The sequence below is a fragment of the Pseudomonas sp. DTU_2021_1001937_2_SI_NGA_ILE_001 genome (genome assembly GCF_032463525.1).
Classification (GTDB): domain Bacteria; phylum Pseudomonadota; class Gammaproteobacteria; order Pseudomonadales; family Pseudomonadaceae; genus Aquipseudomonas.
Genome location: NZ_CP135971.1, coordinates 1,552,872 through 1,571,763 on the forward strand (window position 1 = coordinate 1,552,872; position 18,892 = coordinate 1,571,763).

Consider the following 18,892-nt stretch of genomic DNA (forward strand, 5'->3'; position numbering starts at 1 on the left):
CCCGCTCAGCCTCGGCAGTTGCCCGGCGCAAGTCAAGAATCGGCGAACAAACGATTGAAACAGTGTGCGACAGCGCAGGCACCGACCTCGTCATCCAGATGCAGGTGATGGCCGCCTGGTAGTTGGCAGACCTCCAGGGGCAGGCCGTCGAGTTGCTCCAGGCGCGGCGCCAGCAGGCCACCCTCGGCCACCACCAGCAGGCCCGGGCACGACAGGCGCCGCACGAAGGCCATGGCCTGCGGCAGGGTGAAACGCACCGGGGTGGGCAGGGTCAGCCGACTGTCGCTACGCCAGGTGTAACCGCCTGGCACCGGCATCAATCCGCGCTGGGCCAGCAGCTCGGCGGCTTCGCGGCTGACCGCCAGCCGCCCGCTCATGCGCGCCAGCACAGCCCGTTCGCAATCACCGTAGACGGGCTTTTTCTTGTCGGCCAGGGCCAGTTGCGCCAGCAACGCCTCACCCAGCCGGGCGGGCGCATCGGTGGCCTCGTCGGTAAGCGGTAGCAGCCCGTCGATGAGCGCCAGGCGTGTGACTTTGTCTGGCACAGCCCCGGCCAGCAGCACGGCAATGATGGCGCCCAGCGAATGGCCGAGCAGGGAGAAGCGCTGCCAACCCAGTTGCCTGGCCACCTGCAATACGTCTTGCACGTAGTCGGGCAGGCTGTAGCCCGTACCGGGTGGACGGTGCCCGGAATGACCATGTCCGGCCAGGTCCAGGGCCACGATGCGCAGGCCCTGCAGTTGCGGAGCCAATCGCGCAAAGCTGTTGGCGTTGTCCAGCCAGCCATGCAGGGCGATCACCGGCTGGCCGTGTTCAGGACCATACAGATGCGCCGCCAGCTCGATATGCCCCAGGTCGATGCGCACCTCTTCCACGCGGGTGTTCATGGACGACGCTCTGCATGCATGCCCGCCCCCTGGCTCCAACGCTCGAACAGCGTCTTGAGCAGGGCGGCGGTCTCCAGCGGGTGTTCGAGTGGAAACATGTGTCCTCCCGGCATCGACAGGTACTCGCCACGTCGCAGACGCCTGGCCTGCAGGCCATGATGCGGCATCACCACCCTGCTCTGCCGGCCACGGACCATGGCCAGCGGCACGTCCAGAAGCCTGGCGGGCCTTGGGCTGGCGTGGGGAATGCTGCGATAGATGCTGATTTCCGTGGCCGGGTCGAAACGCAGCCTGAAGGTTTCGCCCTCCTGGCGCAGGCCGTGCTGCAAGTAGGCTTCCAGGCACTCGGGATCGAAGCGCCGGAACAGCTGCTTGCTGGCGAAATAGGCCCTGGCCGCATCCAGGCTTTCGAAGGCTTCGCGACGCCCCAGGGTGCGCCCGGCCGGGGTGATGCGATCGATGAACCCCAGGCGCTTGGCCAGGCGGATCAGCCACTGGTCAGTGAGGCCCAACACCGGAGAGTCGAGCATCACCACCCCGCGATACAACTCGGGGCACCGCAGCGCGGCATGCAGATGCAGCAGGCCGCCCAGCGAATGGCCCACGCCCCACACCGGCTGGCCCCGTTCGCGCAGGTGGTGGAGCAGTTCGTCGACCAGGTTCAACCAGTTGTCGTTGACCGGAAATCGCGGGTCGTGGGCGTGCTGCTCCAGGTGCTCGACGCTGAACTCCGGCGCCAGCGCCGCGAACAGCTTGCCGTAGGTGCCCGAGGGAAAGCCGTTGGCGTGGGCGAAGAACACCGGTTGCGACATGTCTGCGCGCTCTATGGCAATACGATGGTCGTGATTCTGCGCAGCGGCCCCAGCGCGGGCAATGACCGGAACCGCCATCACACACGACACTCCGGCCATGCCTGTCGCGCAGAACACGGCGCCGGTTCAGCGCGCAGGTGGTTCCTGGCCATGCGGCACGACGGCGACGGTCAGCCGCGAAATGCAGCACAGCTTGCCCTCGTCGTTGCTGATGCGGATATCCCAGACATGGGTGGTGCGGCCGATGTGTACCGGGCGCACCACACCCGTGACACGTCCGCTGCGCACGCCGCGCACATGGTTGGCGTTGACTTCCAGCCCCACGCAGAAAAACTTCGTGGGGTCGATGACCAGGTAGCTGGCCATCGACCCCAGGGACTCGGCCAACACCACCGAAGCCCCACCATGCAACAGGCCGAACGGCTGGTGGGTGCGCGGGTCGACCACCATGCTCGCGGTCAGCGTGTCGTCGTCGAAGGATTCGAAACGGATGTCCAGCATGGCGGCGATGGTCTTGGCACCGGCGGCGTTGATTGCATCGATCTGCGGAGTTTCACGCCATAGGGTCATGGTCGGTCCTTGATAGTGTTATTGGCGGTTTTGCCGTTATACGTGGCGAATGCCCTGCAGGCGCAGGCTGCCGGCCAGCAGGAAATCGCCCTCCAGCTCTGCCAGGCTGGCCGTGCCCATGGGCGCCGCATCCTGCACGCTGCCATGCGCGAGCAGGCCCACCAGACAGCCCACCAACGGCTGGTGGCTGACCAGCAGCACCTCGTCCAGACCCAGCGCTTCGAGCTGGGCCAGTGCCTCGGCCGGTGGGCTGTCCGGGGTCAACCAGTTCACCGTGAGCCGGGGGATATCGACAGCCAGTACCTGCTGGACTTCGTCGGCGGTCTGCTGTGCACGCACATAAGGGCTGACCAGGATGCGCTGCAGCGACCGGCCCTGCAGGTGCAGGGCGCTGCTGCGCGCCTGCTCGCGGCCTTCGGTGGTCAGCTCACGCTCGGCGTCGCTACGTGCCTGGTTCTGCGCCTGCCCGTGGCGCAAGATCCACAGCTTCATAGCTTGGGTTCCTCGTCACGCACCGGGTGGGCGGCGGGCGGCACCTCATGCGGCGCCTCGCCTTGCGGGGCGCGCGGCGTCGGCCAGTCGGCGAACGGCCAGGGCTTCTGGTCGGTATGGAAGGTGCCGAAACGACCGATATGGGCGAGGAACTGGCTCAGGCTGTCGCCGAAGCTCATCAGACTGGCGCTGGGGGCGCCGTAGAACAGCCGGTAGCCCAGTTGCAGCAGGACTACGCCGGCAAGGACGATTTCCGCCAGTTGCCAGACCACCAGGAACACCAGCATCCAGAGGATGCGCAGGACGATGGATTCGTGCCGTTTGAGATTGGAGTCGCTCAAGACCTTCTCCCTGATCAATGAGGGCTTCAGTTGAAGCCGGTGGTAGAAATGAAATCGACGTCGGTCTTGGGTTCGCCACGCATCAGCGCCTCGATGACCTGCGCCAGGGTGCGCCCCTCAAAGAGGATCGCATGCAGACCGGCCACCAGCGGCATGTAGACCTTGACCTCCTGCGACTTGGCCTTGAGCACCTTGAGGGTATTGACCCCTTCGGCCACTTCACCCAGGCGGCTGACAGCTTCGTCGAGACTCAGGCCCTGCCCCAGAGCGTAGCCCACCTGGTAGTTACGGCTCTTGGGCGATGAGCAGGTGACGATCAGGTCACCGACTCCGGCCAGGCCCAGGAACGTCATGGGGTTGGCCCCCTGACTGACCGCGAAGCGGGTCATTTCCGCCAGGGCGCGGGTGATCAGCATGCTTTTGGTGTTCTCGCCCATGCCCAAGGCCACCGCCATGCCGGCGACGATGGCGTAGACGTTCTTCAAGGCGCCGCCCAACTCCACGCCGAAACGGTCGTTGCTGGCATAGACTCGGAACGTCGGGCCATGCAGCGCGGCCTGGACCTTCTGGCACAGCGCCTCGTCCTCGCTGGCGACCACGGTGGCGGTCAGCGCGTGCTCGGCGATCTCGCGGGCCAGGTTCGGCCCGGACAACACACCGATGCGGGCTTTGGGGGCAATTTCTTCGAGGATCTGGCTCATCAGCTTGAAGCTCTGCGCCTCGATACCTTTGGTGAGGCTGACCAGCATCTTGCCTGCCAGGCGCTCGACATGCTCGGCCAGTACGGCGCGCAGCGCACTGGAAGGCAAGGCGACGAAAAGCAGTTCACAATCGTCGAGGGTCGCGGTGAGGTCGGTGACCGGCTCGACCCCCGGCAGCACCTTGATGCCCTTGAGGTAGCGCGGATTCTCGCGATTCACGCGGATCGCCTCGGCCTGCTCGGGATCACGCATCCACTGGCGTACCGGGTGGCCGTTGGCGGCCAGCAGATTTGCGATGGCGGTGCCGAAGCTGCCGCCACCAAGGACCGCTACAGGTTGCAGTGTGCTCATATACCCATCCATCCGGGGCCATTCGTTCTGGCGACGAGGCATTATACGGTCATGGCAAGGCTCTGTAATGCCGCCTTGCGGCAAGGCATGGCAGTCTGCCCATGAAATGCCAGGCAATCTTGGTTAACATGCGCCGCAAAACATGGACAGGCCGCCACCGCGCCCCATGCTCCCGGACGCACATCGACAGGCCTGGCCAAGATCGTCCCGCCCGGGTTCACAGGTCGGTGCCGACAAGGCAAGGGTAGATGTACGCTTCAGAGGCTTTACAGACGCAGCAGGGGTTCATGCCATGAGGCTGCGCCATTGGGACATTCATACACGCACCCAGTTCATCAGCCTCGGCCCGGCGCTGTTGCTGACGCTGGCGCTGACCGCATTCTTTACCTTCGTGCGCCTGCAGGACCTGCGCGAGGAAATCAACCACACCGGCCAGCTCATCGCCAACCAGCTGGCGCCTGCCGCCGAACGCGGCGTGATCACCGATGACGAGGAATCCCTCAAGGCGCTGATGCGCGCGACCCTGTCGATGCCCAGCGTGCAGTACGTGGAGATCCAGGACAGCAGCAACATGCCGCTGACCTACGTCGAGCAGCCGCCCGACCGGACCCAGCCCGGCCGCCAGCTGGATATTTTCCAGGCGCCCATCCAGGCCAGCGCGCACAGCGCCGGAGCCATGGACCCGCGCCGCTATTCAGCCAACGGTGCGGGCTACCTGGGCCGCGTACTGGTCGGCATGTCCAGCGACACCTTCAACCAGCGCCAGCAGGAAATCCTCCTCAAGGCCGGCCTGCTGGCGTTCATCGCCCTGCTGTTCACCTTCCTGTTGGCCCGGCGCCTGGCGCGCAGCCTGTCGCGACCGGTGAGCGAAATGGGCGAGGCGCTCAAGGCCATGCAGAAAGGTGACTACCACACGCCCCTGCCGGTCATCGACGATGCCGAGCTGGGCGCCCTGGCCCGGCACATCAACAACCTGGCGGCCAATCTGGAAAAGGCCAGCCAGGAACAGCAGCACTCCATGGCGCAATTGATTCAGACCCGCGAGCAGGCCGAGCAGGCCAGCAAGGCGAAATCGGACTTCCTGGCGATGATGAGCCATGAACTGCGCACCCCCATGAACGGTGTGCTGGGCATGCTGCAACTGATGGGCACCACCTCGATGACCGTCGAGCAGGCCGAATACGCCGCCCTGGCCACCGAATCCACCGAGCACCTGCTCAAGGTCATCAACGACATCCTCGATTTCTCGCGTATCGAACGCGACGCCTTGCAGCTCGAGGGCATTGCCTTCAACCTCGCCGAACTCATCGTCGCCTCGACCCAGGCCTTCAACCCCACCGCCCAGCAGCGCAAGCTGTCACTGGAACTCGACCTGCAGGAAGGCCTGGAACGTCTGGACGTGATCGGTGATCCGACGCGGATCCGGCAGATCCTGGTCAACCTGATCGGCAACGCGCTGAAGTTCACCGAAGTCGGCGGCGTCAACGTGCGTGCCGGCTGGGTCGCGACGGACGATGAGCAGGTCATGCTCACCTGCGCGGTGCAGGACACCGGCATCGGCATCCGTGCCGAGTGCCTGGAGTCGATGTTCGAAGCCTTCCAGCAGGCTGACAGTTCGATTTCGCGGCGTTATGGCGGCACCGGCCTGGGCCTGCCGATCGCCAGGACCCTGGCCGAGCGCATGGGCGGCAACCTGCAGGCGCGTAGCGAGGAAGGCGTGGGCTCGGTGTTCACCCTCACCCTGCCGTTGCGCCGTGCCTTGCCAGCGGTGGCGGACAATGCAGTGGCCGATACCGACAGCGAAGAGGCCGTCGGCGAGCGCTGCGTGCTGTTGGTCGAGGACAACCCGGTCAACAGCACCGTGGTCAAGGCCATGCTCAAATCGCTGGGCCTGCGTGTCGAAGTCGCCGTCAACGGTGCCGAAGCCGTGCAGATGGCGCGCTCAGGCCACTATGCGCTGATTCTCATGGACTGCCGACTGCCGGTGCTGGACGGCTACGAGGCCACTCGCCAGATTCGCCAGATCGAGGGCCTGGAACGCCTGCCGATCATCGCCCTGACCGCCAACGCCCTGCAGGGTGACCGTGATGCCTGCCTGCAGGCCGGCATGACCGATTACCTGGCAAAGCCCTTCAAGCAGGCCGATCTGCAGCAGGTTTTACGCCGTTGGCTGGCCTTTCGGGCACCTGTGACTGGCGAGAAATGAGAATTTCCGGCAGTCTTGGCAGTCTGTTCATGAACGGGTCACGGTCGGACGACGAATTTCAGTGTACAGGTGTACATTCATTTCACCGCCACTGTGACTTTCATTACAACGCAACAGTCTATGACTAGGCTGCCGGACATCGTCCTGGCGAAACCGTCCGCCAGGACTGGCGCGTGGCCCCGCTCGGCCAGCGTCGCTAGAGAACATTTTGAGGAGCTCGCATGACCAAACAACACGCCTTTACCCGGGAAGACCTGCTGCGCTGCAGTCGCGGCGAGCTGTTCGGCCCAGGTAATGCGCAATTGCCCGCCCCGAACATGCTGATGGTCGATCGCATCACTCACATCAGCGAAGAAGGCGGCAAGTACGGCAAGGGTGAATTGGTCGCCGAGCTGGATATCAACCCCGACCTGTGGTTCTTCGCCTGCCACTTCGAAGGCGACCCCGTCATGCCGGGCTGCCTGGGCCTCGACGCCATGTGGCAGCTGGTCGGTTTCTACCTGGGCTGGCAGGGCAACCCCGGCCGCGGCCGTGCACTCGGCTCGGGCGAAGTGAAGTTCTTCGGCCAGGTCCTGCCGTCGGCGAAGAAGGTCACCTATAACATCCATATCAAGCGCACCATGCGCGGCAAGCTGGTCCTGGCAATCGCCGACGGCACCGTGAGCGTCGATGGTCGCGAAATCTACAGCGCCGAAGGTCTGCGCGTCGGCCTGTTCACTTCTACTGACAACTTCTAAGGGTACCCGCATGCGCCGCGTCGTTATCACTGGTCTGGGCATCGTTTCGTGCTTGGGCAATGACAAAGACACCGTCTCCGCCAACCTGCGTGCTAGCCGCCCTGGCATCCGTTACAACCCGGAATATGCCGAAATGGGTCTGCGTAGCCAGGTTTCCGGCTCCATCGACCTCAACCTCGAAGAACTGATCGACCGCAAGGTGTTCCGCTTCGTCGGCCACGCGGCAGCCTACGCCTACCTGGCCATGGCCGATGCCATCAAGGACTCGGGTCTCACCGAAGAGCAGATCTCCAACCCGCGTACCGGCCTGATCGCCGGCTCCGGCGGCGCCTCGACCCTGAACCAGATGGAAGCGCTGGATATCCTGCGCGAGAAAGGCGTCAAGCGTGTCGGCCCGTACCGCGTCACCCGCACCATGAGCAGCACCGTGTCGGCGTGCCTGGCCACTCCGTTCAAGATCAAGGGCCTGAACTACTCCATCGCTTCGGCCTGCGCCACCAGCGCGCACTGCATCGGCACCGCGATGGAACAGATCCAGATGGGCAAGCAGGACATCGTCTTCGCCGGTGGCGGTGAAGAAGAGCACTGGAGCCAGTCGTTCCTGTTCGACGCCATGGGCGCCCTGTCCAGCAAGCGTAACGACACCCCCGAGAAAGCCTCGCGCGCCTACGACGCCGACCGTGACGGTTTCGTCATCGCTGGCGGTGGTGGCATGGTGGTGGTCGAGGAGCTGGAGCACGCCCTGGCACGTGGTGCGAAGATCTACGCGGAAGTGGTCGGCTACGGCGCGACCTCCGACGGCTACGACATGGTCGCACCAAGCGGCGAAGGTGCCATTCGTTGCATGCAACAGGCGCTGTCCACCGTCGACACCCCTATCGACTACCTCAACACCCACGGCACTTCCACGCCGGTCGGTGACGTGGCAGAGATGAAGGGCGTGCGCGAAGTGTTCGGCGACAAGGCTCCGGCGATCAGCTCCACCAAGAGCCTCTCCGGCCACTCGCTGGGCGCCGCTGGCGTTCACGAAGCCATCTACTGCATGCTGATGATGGAAGGCAACTTCATCGCCGGCTCGGCCAACATCGACGAGCTGGACCCAGAAGTCGCCGACCTGCCGATCGTGCGTCAGACCCAGGAAAACGCCAAGATCGATACCGTGATGAGCAACAGCTTCGGTTTCGGCGGCACCAACGCCACGCTGGTGCTCAAGCGCTGGCAGGGCAAGTGATCGACTGCTGATCGCTGAAAAGAAAAAGGCCAGTCTGCGGACTGGCCTTTTTTTTGCCACTACTGTTCGATCAAGCGCTTTGCTCTGTGGGAGCGAGCCTACCTGGCCCGCATTGTTTTTATGCCCATCTGCTAGGCATCGAGCGCAACCACCTGGCGCATTCAGCCGCAAAGAGGCAGGCCTGGCCCCACGGTCATACCTCTTTCAGCGCCGCCTTCTGTCGCGCCGAGCGCTGGCCGCTGACATTGCCGAAGCGCACCTCCCGGGACGGTGAATAGCCGTAGAACGAGGCGTAGCATTTGCTGAAATGGCTGGGCGAAACGAAGCCGCAGGCCACCCCTACTTCGACTATCGGCAGATCCGAGTGCTGCAGCAAACGGCGGCTCTCGGTGATGCGCAGCTCCAGGTAGTAGCGCACGGGAGTGGTGCCCAGTTGTTCCTTGAACAATCGCTCGATCTGCCGCTTGGAGCGGCCCACGTAGCTGGAAAGCTGGTCCTGACTCAACGGCTCTTCGATATTGGCGCTCATCAGGTTGATCGCCTCGCGCAACGGCTCGCTCATTTTCTCGTGCAACGATGGCTTGGCGCGCCGGTAGCGCGACTCCTCGAAGGCCAGGATGTCGACGATGGCATCGACCAGCCCGCGGCCGTGCAGGGTGTTGATCCACTCCAGCACCATGTTGAACGCGCCGGTCGGACTCGCCGCCGTCAGCCGGTCTCGATCGACCCGGTAGCTTTCACTGGTCACCCGGGCCTCCCGCGCCGTCTCGGCCAATACCGCCCGCTGTTCGGGATGCACGGCGCACTGGTAGCCATCCAGCAGGCCGGCCTGGCCAAGGAACCACGCGCCACTCCATAGCCCGGCCAGCGCCACGCCTCTTTCGGCGGCCAGGTGCAGCAACGCATTGAGCGCCGGGTGGGCCCGCAGAGGCGTACGCAACCCGGAACACAGCACCAGCAGGTCCAGGCCCTGCAAGGCCATGGGCTCGAGACAGGCATCCGGGCAGATCACCAGCCCCAGATCACTGACCACCGAATCGCCGTTCAGGCTGAAGGTTCGGGTGACGAACAACCCCGAGCGGATCAGGTTGGCGGTGACCAGGGTATCCAGGGCCTGAGTGAAGGCCGGCAACGAAAAATGCTCGAGCAGCAGAAAGCCGACCCGAGCCTGACGTGGCGTATCGCCCTTATCCCCTACATAACGAAGGTTCTGCCCTTGCAGACCTTCGCTGAATTGTCTTCTCTCGACCAATCGCGGCCTCTTAGCGAAATACTTGTTGTTCATTCCGACGGGTTGTCGGCCTGACCGTAGCAGCAAGCGAGAGAGGGCATCATACCCCCTCCCCCAGGCCACACTAGCCAGCCAGCGACACCCGGCTACGCTGCAACGCCCCACGGGACAGCCGATCAAGCAGCAAGGCTACCGCCACGATCGCCAGGCCGGCGCGCAGGCCCAACCCCATCTCCATGCGTGTCAGGCCACGGGTGACTTCAGCGCCCAGGCCACCGGCACCGACCAGCCCGGCCAGGACGACCATGGCCAGCGACAGCAGGATGCATTGGTTGAGCCCCACCAGCAGCGTCGGCATCGCGGCAGGAATCTCGATCTTGAACAGAATCGCCCGCGGCGGAGCGCCCAGGGCCTGGCCCAGTTCCAGCAGATCCTTGGGCAGCTGCTTGAAGGCCAGGGTGGTCAGCCGCATCATCGGTGGCACGCCGTAGATGATGGTGGCAATGATTGCCGGGACCTTGCCCAGGCTGAAGACCATCACCGCCGGGATCAGATACACCCACGGCGGCACGGTCTGCATGACATTCAGCAAAGGGCCTACGGCGGCATCCATACGCTTGTAGCGAGCCGCCAGGATACCCAGCGGAAAAGCGATGCTGACGGATATCAGCACTGACACGCTGACCAGCGCCATGGTCTGCATCGAAGCCACCCACAGCCCGGACAGCAGGCAGAAGCCCAGCATGGCCACGGCCAGCAGCGCCGCCCGCAGGTTGATGAAGAAATACGCCAGGGCGGTTACCGCGGCGATGAGCAGCCAGGCAGGAATGGACAGCAGGGCCATCTCACAGCCCCCCAGAACCCACTCGATCAGCCGGCTGATGGCGGCGAACAGCGGGTGCAGGTTGGCGTTGAGCCAATCCACTGCCGGAGCCAGGTATTCACCCGGCGAAAATCGAATGTCGGCAAGGCTCATGAACGGCCTCCAGTTTCGTTGCCCGGGACCAGCCCCTGGGTCATCCGGTCGAGAATCAGGGTGAGGATGACGATGGCGATGGACGCGTTGATCGACTTGGCGATGTCCAGGGTGCGGATCGCGCCATAGATCGACTCGCCCAGACCGCCGGAGCCGACGATGCCCGCGATGACCACCATGCCGAAAGCCATCATCAGGCTCTGGTTGACACCCGCCATGATGCTCGGCAAGGCGAACGGCAGGCGGATCTTGAAGAACAGCTGCCAGCCAGTGGTGCCATTGGACTCCCCCAGCTCCAGGAACGGCTTGGGTGTCATGCGTACACCCAGCGCGGTCAGGCGCAGCACCGGCGGTACGGCGACGATGAAGGTGGCGACCAGAGCGGTTCCCGCACCGTAACCGAGCAAGGCAATGGCCGGCAGCAGATAGATGTACGGCGGCAACGTCTGCAGCAGATCGAGCACGGGCCCGGTAAGCCGATCGAGTGCCGGTATCAGGCCGGCGGCGACCCCCACCGGAATGCCGACTGCCAGCGCCAGGCTGGTGGCGGCCAGTACCAGCGCCAGAGTGCTCATGGTTTCCGGCCACAGGCCCATCAGCTCGCAGAAGCACAAGGCCAGGGCGGTGCCCACCGCGAAGCGCGCACTGCGCGACAGTCGCCAGGCCAGCAGTGCGATCAGTACGGCAACGACATAGAACGGCGCCGCGCTGAACAGCCAGTAGGTCACCTGGTAAAGCGTCTTGAGTCCGGCGTTGAAGGCATCGAAGGCCGTCGACCAGTTATCTGCCATCCAGCCGAGGACTGCATCGACGCGCTCGTCGAACGCAGCGGCAAAATCGGCCGGATTCATGACAGATTCTCCAGCGCAGCATCGTGGTGTGCCTCCTGGAACTCATTGGCCACACCCTGCACACCGCGCAGCAGGTCGCGTTGAGTCACCACCCCTACCCGGCGGCCATGCTCGACCACCGCCAGCGCGTCGCGGTCACTGCGGATCAGCAGGTTGATCAGTTCGTCCAGATCGGCACTGGCATCCGCCGTCGGGAGCGTGTCGACATCGCGTTGCGGTTGTGCCGCCCGCCAGACGTCGAGCGGCGTCATCACCGCCGCCGCCTTGACCAGATGCAAGCGCGAGATGCCCGCGACGAAATCGGCTACGTAATCATCGGCCGGGTGCAGGACGATTTCTTCCGCCGTGCCCTCCTGGATGATCATCCCGTCTTTCATGATCGCGATACGGTCACCGATGCGGATCGCCTCTTCCAGGTCGTGGGTGATGAACACCGCCGATTTGCCCAGCGACTTGGCCAGGTCACGGAATTCATCCTGCAGCTGGCGACGAATCAAGGGGTCCAAGGCACTGAACGGCTCGTCCATGAGGATGACTTCGGGGTCGGAGGTGATCGCCCGGGCCAGGCCCACGCGCTGCTGCATGCCCCCCGACAGTTCGGACGGGTAACGATTGACCCAGTCGGACAGACCGACCTTGGCCAGTGCCTGCTCGGCCACGCGATGCCGCTCGGCCTTCGACACACCACGCACCTCCAGACCGAAGGCGGCGTTCTCCAGTACGGTGCGGTGCGGCAGCAGGGCCACGCCCTGGAACACCATGCCGATATGCCGGGCGCGAATTTCGCGCAGCTCGGCCCCCTCGAGCTTGGCGAGGTCCTTGCCCTTGATGAGAATCTGCCCGGAAGTGGACGCAATGAGTTTGTTGAACATGCGAATCAAGGTGGACTTGCCGCTGCCGGACAACCCCATGATGCAAAAGATCTCGCCGCGTCGCAGCTGGATATTCACATCGGAAACACCTACCACACAGCCGAAATCCTGCAGGATCTGCTTCTTGCTCAAGCCGCGTTCGATATACGCCTGCATGGCGGCCGAGGCGTTCTCGCCGAACACCTTCCAGACCGACTGACAGCTGACCAACACTTCATCAGTGTCATGTTTGACTGTATTCATTTCACCCCCGTCGAACCAGAAGCTTCTGGTCTGATTATTGATATCAAGTTCGGCAGATAAGGGCCGCCTGACATCCCGGCGACAGTGATGCCGGGAATTGACGAGACGGCCGCGGGGCGAGTCAGCGCCTCAGTATTTCTTCATGTTTTCCCAGCGCTTGACGAGGTCGGCATTGTTGTCGGTCCAGTCCTTGACTGCCTGGTCCATGGTCTTGCCGTCTTTCACTTCGCCATTGATGGAGGTGATCACCGACAGCGGTACATAGATGCCCGCGATGGTCTCGCGCGCTTGCGGGTTTTCCGCCGAAAAGCCCTTGCGACCGATCCAGTAGTAGCTCTGTGGCGGAGCGAAGATACCCTTGGGGTCCTTGAGGAACTTGACGTCGTATTTCTGCGTCATCCAGGACGGTTCCCAGACCGTCACGGCGATCCATTCCTTGCGGTCCACGGCAGACTTGAGCGCCGCGCTCATGGCCGCGCTGCTGCCTTCGATGAGGTTGAGCTTGATGCCGTACATCTTGACTGCCGCACTGGCTTCGTTCATCAGCCCCGAACCCGGCTCGATACCGACGATGCGATTGTTGAATTTGTCGGCGCTGTCGTTGAGCTGCTCCAGCGAGTCGACCGGTACATATTTGGGTACCGCGACACCTTGGTAGAGGCCATGGGAGACCGGCGAGATTTTCTCCAGGCGGTTCTTGTTCTTGTTCCAGTAGTCCTGGGTGACGTAGTCGATCTGCGAGGCAAGAATCTGGATATCGCCCTTGCTCAAGGCGGCGTAGGCGATGCCCCATTCGGAGAAGGTGGTGACCTTGACGGTATAGCCGGAGTCTTCCAGTACCTTCTTGGTGATACCGGTGATGGGGGTGACATCTTCATAGGAAATGGTCCCCATGTTGATGACTTTCTCTTCTGCGTGAACTGGTGCGGCGGCCATGGCGACAACCGACAATGCACAAAGCGCCTTAAACAAACGTTTCATGGTTCATTCCCCTGGTACACGAGTGTTCGGGCCTCTGATGGGAAGCCCCGCTCTTCAAACAGCCGTGTCACAGAAACACGGCTGGTTATTCTTTTTGTTCTGCTTGAGAGCTCACACCCGACATCGACTTGCTGGCAGGACGAGGCGTTGCGCTCTTCGCGCATGCAAGGCAGGGATCAGCCTGAACGGTGTCCAGCCCCCGCATGCGCTAGTTGATGAGGCGAGACTCGCATGCGCAAGAACGGCGGTCAACGGAAATGTATTCTTTGTGTATACCTAAATAAAACTCAAAAAATACAGCTAAACGCCAGGTTTTTCTTGGCTTTCAAGCGATTAGCGAGTGAATTCAAGGTTGTGCGCTTGTCGCTTTCGAGCAGTACCCTGTCGTTTTTACGAATGGGCGACGAGCGCTTTTCTGGATGGGTGGTCGGCAGCGGCATCAGAAGGATTCCGGCGCGCGGAGCCAGGCGAAAAACCGGTGGACAGGCGCAGGGCCAGCTTTCAATATCCGTAATACAAATAGCAGACAATCCATCATGACGACCCGAAAACCCACGATGAAAGCCGCCCCCGAACCTGATATTTCTCCCGATCGCAAGGTCGTGCTCGGCGACACCTTGCGTCGGCGCATCCTCAGCATGGAGCTGGCACCGGGCGCGGTGGTCGATGAGCTGGCGCTGTGCGACGAATTCGGTCTTTCTCGTCCGCCGGTGCGCGAACTCCTGCGCCAGATCGCCGCAGAAGGCTATATCGAACTGGAAGCCAACCGCGCCCCACGGGTCGCGGCCATGAGCCACGAATCGCTGCACAGCTTCTTCCTCGCTGCCCCTCTGGTGTACATCGCGACCACCCAGCTGGCAGCCCTGCACGCCAGCGCAGCGGAAATCGAAAAACTGCGCGCCATCCAGGCGCAGTTCCGCCAGGCCATCGAAGCCAAGGACGTCGAGAACCGCATCATCTACAACGATGAGTTCCATCTGGAAATCGGCAAGATGGCCCATAACGACTATCTGATGCCCAGCCTGCGTCGGCTGCTGATCGATCATGCACGCTTGGGCAAAACCTTCTACCGGCATCCGACCAGCCCCGACATGCAGCAGGACCTGGAGCTGGCCTGTGCCCAGCACGATCAGATGATCGAAGCCATCGAGCGCCGCGATCCGCAAGCGGCAGCGGAAATCGTCCGTGAGCATTTCGAGCTGTCGCGCCGGCGCATGGCCGAATATGCCGCGCCCGTAGGGGTAGAAGTCATGCTGGTGTACTGATAGCGCTGGCGTAGACACTCACTGGAGGGCAGCCATGCTGACCATCACCCCACGGCCCGAAACCGTCGAGGGCCATCCGATCCTGCGCCCCCTGCCTTCGGCTCGCTGTCGCAGCGTTGGGCCATTCGTGTTCTTCGATCACATGCTGCCGCATACCTACGCTCCCGGCAGCGGCATGGACATCCAGCAGCATCCGCACATCGGTCTGTCGACCCTCACCTATCTCTTCGAAGGTCAGCTGCAGCACAAAGACAGCCTGGGCAGCGATCAACAGGTCAGCCCCGGCGAGGTCAGCTGGATGAACGCCGGCAAAGGCATTGCGCATGTCGAGAGAACCCCGCTGGCGCTTCGGCAAAGCGGCTCGCGGCTGCATGGCCTGCAAGTGTGGCTGGCGTCGCCGCGGGACCACGAACAGGGCCAGAGCGCCTACAGCCATCATCCGGCATCGCAATTGCCGCAGACTGACAACCTGGGTATTCGCATCCGCCTGATCGCCGGCGAAGGCTTTGGCCTGCGCTCGCCAGTTCCTGTGCTGTCAGCGACGCTGTACGCCGAGTTGCACATGGCGACCGCCACCACGCTGGCGATTCCCAGCGAGCACCAACAGCGCGCGCTGTATCTGCTCGATGGCGATGCCAGCCTGGATGGCGAGCCGCTGCAGCGTCGCACGCTGGTGGTACTGGAGCCGGGCGAAACGCCGAACCTGTGCGCCGACTCAGACTGCCACGCGGTGCTGCTCGGCGGAGCCCCGCTGGATGGTCCACGACGCATGAGATGGAATTTCGTGGCCAGTGACCTGGCGCTGATTGAGCAGGCCCAGCAGCGCTGGGTAGACGGAGACTGGCCTGTGGTGCCAGGAGAGAACGGCAGGATCGAATGGCCGACCTGACGCCGGACACTCGACTCTGCCGCCGGCAAGCGGCTTTAGCCGCAAGACAGTTCAGGCCATGGGAGCGGCTTTAGCCGCGAAAGCGCCAGGAAATTCACTGCATTTGTTGTGAACATGCGGTCGCTTCGCGGCTGAAGCCGCTCCTACCCGGCCTAACTGAACAGTATTGCTTTAGCCGCGACAGAACCAGGACATTCACTGCATCTGCTGCGAATGTGAAGCCGCTGCTACCGAGGCCTGCCTGACTTGTATCCGTGTCAGGCGAAGACTTCACCCAGCAGGTTGTACATGCTGGTGAACGCCCGCTTGGAGACCTTGGCGTCGTACATCATCTTGCCCGGCACGTTGGCCGCCGGGTCGGTAAAGGAATGCGCGGCGCCGCCATAGCTGGTGAGCTGCCAGTCGACACCGGCCGCTTCCATCTCTGCCTCGAACGCTGGCAGCTGCTCGTTAGGCACCAACGGATCGATGGCGCCATGCAACACCAGCACCGAACCCTTGATGTTCCTGGCATCGGCCGGATCAGGCGTATCCAGGGTGCCATGGAAGGACACCGCGGCCTTCAGGTCGGCACCGGCACGCGCCAGTTCCAAGGCACAGCAGCCACCGAAGCAGAAACCGAAGCTGGCGATACGCTGCGGGTCGAGGCCGACGTCGCTCTGCGCCAGCAGCTGCGTCAGGGCCACCTGCATGCGCTGGCGCAGCAACGCCCGGTCGTCCTTCAGCGGCATCATCGCTGCCCCGGCTTCGTCACCGTTCGCCGGACGCACGGATTGGCCGTACAGGTCGGCGAGCAATACCACATACCCCTGCCCCGCCACTTCACGAGCGATGGCTTCGGCGCCCTGGCTGACGCCCATCCAGTTCGGCGCCATGAGCAGGCCCGGACGCGCAGGACCAGGCTCGGCCGGATAGGCCAGGCGCCCTTCGAAGACTTGCCCGTCGATCTGCCAGGTCAGGGTACGAACGGTCACATTGTTGTTCATCAATGACTCCTTAACGAACGGTGGGAATATCATTCATTGCAGAAACAGAAAACCCGCCGAAGCGGGTTTTCATTCAGGCGTTCATCACACCGACAACTCGACCAGCAGCTTGTTCAGACGGCGCACGTAGGCGGCGGGGTCCTTCAGGCTGTCGCCAGCGGCCAGGGCCGCCTGATCGAAGAGAATGTGCGACAGCTCGACGAAGCGGTCTTCGTCCGGCTCGCCGTCGAGCTTGTTGATCAACGGGTGGGCCGGGTTGAATTCGAAGATCGGCTTGGAGTCCGGAACCTTCTGGCCGCTGGCCTCGAGGATCTGACGCATCTGCAGGCCGAGGTCCTGCTCGCCGATGGCCAGGATCGCCGGAGAGTCGGTCAGACGGTGCGAGACGCGCACTTCGCTCACCGATTCACCCAGGGCGGTCTTCAGGCGTTCGACCAGACCTTCCTTCTCCTTGGCGACTTCTTCCTGGGCCTTCTTGTCCTCTTCGGAGTCCAGCTTGCCCAGGTCCAGGTCACCCCGCGCCACATCGACGAAGCCCTTGCCGTCGAAGTCGGTCAGGTAGCTCATCAGCCACTCGTCGATACGATCGGTGAGCAGCAGCACCTCGATGCCTTTCTTGCGGAATACTTCCAGGTGCGGGCTGTTACGCACCTGCGCATAGGATTCGCCGGTGAGGTAGTAGATCTTGTCCTGACCTTCCTTGGCGCGAGCCAGGTAGTCGGCCAGGGACACGCTCTGCTCGCCGCTCTCGTCGGAGGTCGAGGCGAAACGCAGCAGGCCGGCGATCTTCTCCTTGTTGGCGAAGTCTTCGGCGGGACCTTCCTTGAGCACCTGACCGAAATTCTTCCAGAAGCTCTTGTACTGTTCGGGCTCGTTCTTGGCCAGCTTCTCCAGCATGTCCAGGACGCGCTTGGTGAGTGCCGACTTCATCGAGTCGATGATCGGATCCTTCTGCAGGATCTCGCGGGAAACGTTCAGCGACAGGTCGTTGGAGTCCACGACACCCTTGATGAAGCGCAGGTACAGCGGCAGGAACGACTCGGCCTGGTCCATGATGAACACGCGCTGCACGTAGAGCTTCAGGCCACGAGGTGCTTCACGCTGATACAGGTCGAACTGTGCACGAGCCGGTACGTACAGCAGCGAGTTGTACTCCAGCTTGCCTTCGACCTTGTTGTGGCTCCAGCTCAGCGGATTCTCGAAGTCATGACCGATGTGCTTGTAGAACTCCTGGTATTCCTCATCCTTGATCTCGGTACGCGGACGGGTCCACAGGGCGCTGGCACGGTTGACGGTTTCCCACTCTTCGGCCGGCGCTTCTTCACCCTCTGCTGCAGCCTGCTGTTTGGGCAGCTCGATGGGCAAGGCGATGTGATCGGAATACTTCTTGACGATGTTGCGCAGACGCCAGCCGTCGGCGAACTCTTCTTCGCCGCTCTTGAGGTGCAGCACGATACGGGTACCGCGCTCGTCCTTCTCGACGTTGGCCACCTCGAACTCGCCCTCGCCTTTCGACGACCAATGCACGCCCTCGCTGGCTGGCAGGCCGGCACGACGGGTGAACACGTCGACCTGGTCGGCGACGATGAACGCCGAATAGAAGCCCACACCAAATTGGCCGATGAGGTGCGAGTCTTTCTTCTGGTCGCCGGTGAGGTTCTTCATGAAGTCGGCAGTGCCCGACTTGGCGATGGTGCCCAGGTGAGCGATCACATCGTCGCGGCTCATACCGATGCCGTTGTCTTCGATGGTGACGGTCTTGGAGTCCTTATCGAAGCTGACGCGAATCTTCAGCTCGGCACCACCTTCGAGCAGCTCAGGCTTGGCCAGCGCCTCGAAGCGCAGCTTATCGACGGCATCCGAAGCGTTGGAGATCAACTCGCGCAGGAAAATTTCCTTGTTGGAATACAGCGAGTGGATCATGAGGTGCAGCAGTTGCTTTACCTCGGTCTGGAAGCCCAGGGTTTCCTTTTGAGTTTCCACACTCATGGTCATCAAACTCCAATCAGATGGCACAAGCTGCCGAGGGCGCGGTGGCCGGCAGCGGGTTGTCATCTAGGTGGGGACGCCGTCGAGGATTTCAAGAGCCCCGTGCATAAAGAACCGCCGCTTGAACCTGCCGCGCGGGAATCAGTGCATTGTGTTGCAACTTTGCAACAACACGAAGCAAGTTTCACAGCCGTCTGAAAGTTCCCCATTCATATCACTTTAATATTCTGACGAATCGCTGGAACTTACGATGAAGTGTCAGGCTCTTAGGCACGTTAGGT

Annotated in this window: 19 protein-coding genes; 5 read left to right on the plus strand and 14 right to left on the minus strand. The window is 62.7% G+C overall.

Annotation, left to right across the window (positions count from 1 at the left end; genetic code table 11):
- Nucleotides 1-32 precede the first annotated feature (32 nt).
- The 6 genes from RRX38_RS06255 to RRX38_RS06280 form a co-directional block, all read right to left on the minus strand.
- Nucleotides 33-887 (minus strand): alpha/beta hydrolase, encoded by an 855-nt coding sequence (locus tag RRX38_RS06255; protein WP_315961950.1) that lies wholly within the window; start codon nucleotides 885-887, stop codon nucleotides 33-35.
- The gene (locus RRX38_RS06260; RefSeq protein WP_315961951.1) at nucleotides 884-1,699 is read right to left on the minus strand and encodes an alpha/beta hydrolase; all 816 of its coding nucleotides are present in this window, start codon (nucleotides 1,697-1,699) and stop codon (nucleotides 884-886) included. The genes RRX38_RS06255 and RRX38_RS06260 overlap by 4 nt, the downstream gene beginning before the upstream one ends.
- Nucleotides 1,700-1,825: 126 nt before the next feature.
- On the minus strand, nucleotides 1,826-2,269 hold the full coding sequence (locus tag RRX38_RS06265; protein WP_295470434.1) for a hotdog fold thioesterase: 444 nt from the start codon (nucleotides 2,267-2,269) through the stop codon (nucleotides 1,826-1,828).
- 36 nt (nucleotides 2,270-2,305) lie between these two features.
- A complete protein-coding gene (sixA, locus tag RRX38_RS06270) occupies nucleotides 2,306-2,761 on the minus strand; it encodes a phosphohistidine phosphatase SixA (RefSeq protein ID WP_315961952.1) in 456 nt (151 codons plus the stop codon).
- The gene (locus tag RRX38_RS06275; protein WP_295470462.1) at nucleotides 2,758-3,048 is read right to left on the minus strand and encodes a DUF4389 domain-containing protein; all 291 of its coding nucleotides are present in this window, start codon (nucleotides 3,046-3,048) and stop codon (nucleotides 2,758-2,760) included. The genes sixA and RRX38_RS06275 overlap by 4 nt, the downstream gene beginning before the upstream one ends.
- An 80-nt stretch (nucleotides 3,049-3,128) precedes the next feature.
- Nucleotides 3,129-4,154, minus strand: a complete 1,026-nt coding sequence (locus RRX38_RS06280; RefSeq protein WP_295470432.1) for an NAD(P)H-dependent glycerol-3-phosphate dehydrogenase — start codon at nucleotides 4,152-4,154, stop codon at nucleotides 3,129-3,131.
- 292 nt (nucleotides 4,155-4,446) lie between these two features.
- On the opposite strand from RRX38_RS06280, the gene RRX38_RS06285 reads away from it, so the two are divergent.
- From RRX38_RS06285 to fabB, 3 genes are all read left to right on the plus strand, one after another.
- Nucleotides 4,447-6,360, plus strand: coding sequence for a response regulator (locus RRX38_RS06285; protein WP_315961953.1), 1,914 nt, complete (start codon nucleotides 4,447-4,449; stop codon nucleotides 6,358-6,360).
- A 221-nt stretch (nucleotides 6,361-6,581) separates the two neighbouring features.
- Entirely contained in the window at nucleotides 6,582-7,097 is a 516-nt protein-coding gene (fabA, locus tag RRX38_RS06290) for a 3-hydroxyacyl-[acyl-carrier-protein] dehydratase FabA (RefSeq protein ID WP_295470429.1), read from the plus strand.
- Between the two features lie 10 nt (nucleotides 7,098-7,107).
- The gene (gene fabB, locus RRX38_RS06295) at nucleotides 7,108-8,328 is read left to right on the plus strand and encodes a beta-ketoacyl-ACP synthase I (RefSeq protein ID WP_295470427.1); all 1,221 of its coding nucleotides are present in this window, start codon (nucleotides 7,108-7,110) and stop codon (nucleotides 8,326-8,328) included.
- A 193-nt stretch (nucleotides 8,329-8,521) separates the two neighbouring features.
- Here fabB and RRX38_RS06300 read toward each other — a convergent pair whose 3' ends face one another.
- The 6 genes from RRX38_RS06300 to RRX38_RS06325 all read right to left on the minus strand — a co-directional run bounded on the left by RRX38_RS06300 (nucleotide 8,522) and on the right by RRX38_RS06325 (nucleotide 13,922).
- Complete coding sequence (locus RRX38_RS06300; RefSeq protein WP_410524869.1) at nucleotides 8,522-9,580, minus strand: GlxA family transcriptional regulator; 1,059 nt, start codon at nucleotides 9,578-9,580, stop codon at nucleotides 8,522-8,524.
- 103 nt (nucleotides 9,581-9,683) lie between these two features.
- Nucleotides 9,684-10,535 (minus strand): ABC transporter permease, encoded by an 852-nt coding sequence (locus RRX38_RS06305; RefSeq protein WP_315961955.1) that lies wholly within the window; start codon nucleotides 10,533-10,535, stop codon nucleotides 9,684-9,686.
- On the minus strand, nucleotides 10,532-11,386 hold the full coding sequence (locus RRX38_RS06310; protein ID WP_315961956.1) for an ABC transporter permease: 855 nt from the start codon (nucleotides 11,384-11,386) through the stop codon (nucleotides 10,532-10,534). The genes RRX38_RS06305 and RRX38_RS06310 overlap by 4 nt, the downstream gene beginning before the upstream one ends.
- Nucleotides 11,383-12,501, minus strand: a complete 1,119-nt coding sequence (locus RRX38_RS06315; RefSeq protein ID WP_315961957.1) for a betaine/proline/choline family ABC transporter ATP-binding protein — start codon at nucleotides 12,499-12,501, stop codon at nucleotides 11,383-11,385. Before RRX38_RS06315 ends, RRX38_RS06310 begins: the two co-directional genes overlap by 4 nt.
- 129 nt (nucleotides 12,502-12,630) lie before the next feature.
- The gene (locus tag RRX38_RS06320; RefSeq protein WP_315961958.1) at nucleotides 12,631-13,482 is read right to left on the minus strand and encodes a glycine betaine ABC transporter substrate-binding protein; all 852 of its coding nucleotides are present in this window, start codon (nucleotides 13,480-13,482) and stop codon (nucleotides 12,631-12,633) included.
- A 287-nt stretch (nucleotides 13,483-13,769) separates the two neighbouring features.
- Nucleotides 13,770-13,922: a hypothetical protein gene (locus RRX38_RS06325; protein ID WP_315961959.1), complete on the minus strand. Its 153-nt coding sequence runs from the start codon at nucleotides 13,920-13,922 to the stop codon at nucleotides 13,770-13,772.
- Between the two features lie 117 nt (nucleotides 13,923-14,039).
- On the opposite strand from RRX38_RS06325, the gene RRX38_RS06330 reads away from it, so the two are divergent.
- Both RRX38_RS06330 and RRX38_RS06335 read left to right on the plus strand, forming a co-directional pair.
- Complete coding sequence (locus tag RRX38_RS06330; protein WP_295470415.1) at nucleotides 14,040-14,747, plus strand: GntR family transcriptional regulator; 708 nt, start codon at nucleotides 14,040-14,042, stop codon at nucleotides 14,745-14,747.
- 34 nt (nucleotides 14,748-14,781) lie between these two features.
- Nucleotides 14,782-15,636, plus strand: coding sequence for a pirin family protein (locus RRX38_RS06335; RefSeq protein ID WP_315961960.1), 855 nt, complete (start codon nucleotides 14,782-14,784; stop codon nucleotides 15,634-15,636).
- A 257-nt stretch (nucleotides 15,637-15,893) separates the two neighbouring features.
- Here RRX38_RS06335 and RRX38_RS06340 read toward each other — a convergent pair whose 3' ends face one another.
- A complete protein-coding gene (locus tag RRX38_RS06340; RefSeq protein WP_315961961.1) occupies nucleotides 15,894-16,622 on the minus strand; it encodes a dienelactone hydrolase family protein in 729 nt (242 codons plus the stop codon).
- An 84-nt stretch (nucleotides 16,623-16,706) separates the two neighbouring features.
- A complete protein-coding gene (gene htpG, locus RRX38_RS06345; protein ID WP_315961962.1) occupies nucleotides 16,707-18,611 on the minus strand; it encodes a molecular chaperone HtpG in 1,905 nt (634 codons plus the stop codon).
- Between the last annotated feature and the right edge of the window lie 281 nt (nucleotides 18,612-18,892).